We start from the raw sequence: 1391 nt of genomic DNA on the forward strand, positions 1-1391 counted from the left end.
CAGTGCCCGTAGGAGCGGGTTTACCCGCGAATGGGCTGCAAGGCAGCCCCAACAAGAACAAATTGCTGGAGCCGGGCCATGTCCGAACTGCGTCAACAATGCTTGTGGGAATTCGTCAGCACACCGAGCGTGGCCGCCCAGGCCCTGGCCGGTGAGCACAAGGCCGATGTGTGCGTGATCGGTGGCGGCATTACCGGCCTGTCGGCGGCCATTCACCTGCTCGAGCAGGGCAAGTCGGTGATCCTGCTGGAGGCCTGGAAGGTCGGCCACGGGGGCTCCGGGCGCAACGTCGGGTTGGTCAATGCCGGTACCTGGATCCGCCCCGACGACGTCGAGGCGACCCTTGGCCAGAAGCAGGGCAGCCGCCTTAACCAGGTGCTGGGTGAAGCCCCGGCTGAAGTGTTCGCAATGATCGAGCGCCTGGGCATCGACTGCCAGGCCCAGCACAAGGGCACGTTGCACATGGCGCACAACGCCACCGGCATCGCCGACCTTGAGGCCCGCCACGAGCAGTGGCGCCGTCGCGGTGCCGACGTGGAGCTGCTGACCGGCGCGCAGTGCCAGGAATACTGTGGCACCGACAAGATTTCCGCCGCGTTGCTCGACCGCCGCGCCGGCACCATCAACCCCATGGGCTACACCCAGGGCCTGGCTGCGGCCGTGGTGCGCCTGGGTGGCCAGCTGTTCCAGCAGTCGGCTGTCGAAGGCCTGGCGCGCGAGGGCGACGCCTGGCGGGTCAAGACGGCCCGTGGCTCGGTACGGGCCGACAAGGTGGTGATTTCCACCGGTGCCTACACCGAAGGCGACTGGAGCAACCTGCAGAAGCAGTTCTTCCGCGGTTATTACTACCAGGTCGCCTCCAAGCCGCTGCAAGGCGTTGAGGCCGACAAGGTACTGCCGCACGGCCAGGGCTCATGGGACACCCGCACCGTGCTCAGCAGTATCCGCCGTGACGACCAGGGCCGCCTGTTGCTCGGCAGCCTGGGCCGGGTCGACAACAAGCCCGCCTGGTTCGTGCGCAGCTGGGCCGACCGCATTCAAAGCCATTACTACCCGGGCCTGGGCAAGGTCGAGTGGGAAATGCACTGGACCGGTTGCATCGACTTCACCCCCGACCACCTGATGCGCCTGTTCGAGCCGGCGCCGGGGCTGGTGGCGGTGACCGGGTATAACGGGCGTGGGAATACCACCGGCACCGTGATTGGCCGGGCGTTTGCCGAGTTCCTGCTCAAGGGTGAGGCGGGCAGCCTGCCGATTCCGTTCTCGCCAATGAGTGGCGTGAGCGCGCCATCGCTGCGCACCGCGTTCTATGAGTCCGGGTTCTCGCTGTACCACGCGGGGCAATGCCTGCGGGTTGTGTTGTAAGTACCGGCCTCTTCGCGGGTAAACCC

The 1391-nt window shown here is 66.5% G+C and carries 1 protein-coding gene; it reads left to right on the forward strand.

Features of this window, described 5'->3' with window-relative positions; genetic code table 11:
* The first annotated feature begins 78 nt into the window (after positions 1-78).
* Positions 79-1365, forward strand: a complete 1287-nt coding sequence (locus B3361_RS16010) for an NAD(P)/FAD-dependent oxidoreductase (RefSeq protein WP_054905183.1) — start codon at positions 79-81, stop codon at positions 1363-1365.
* Positions 1366-1391: the final 26 nt, after the last annotated feature.

The organism is Pseudomonas sp. UBA6699, from assembly GCF_002454615.1.
In the GTDB taxonomy this organism is placed as follows: domain Bacteria; phylum Pseudomonadota; class Gammaproteobacteria; order Pseudomonadales; family Pseudomonadaceae; genus Aquipseudomonas; species Aquipseudomonas juntendi.

Excerpts from the sequence above, each read along its gene's own strand:
- B3361_RS16010 (WP_054905183.1), top strand. The coding sequence starts at position 79 with ATGTCCGAACTGCGTCAACAATGCTTGTGGGAATTCGTCAGCACACCG.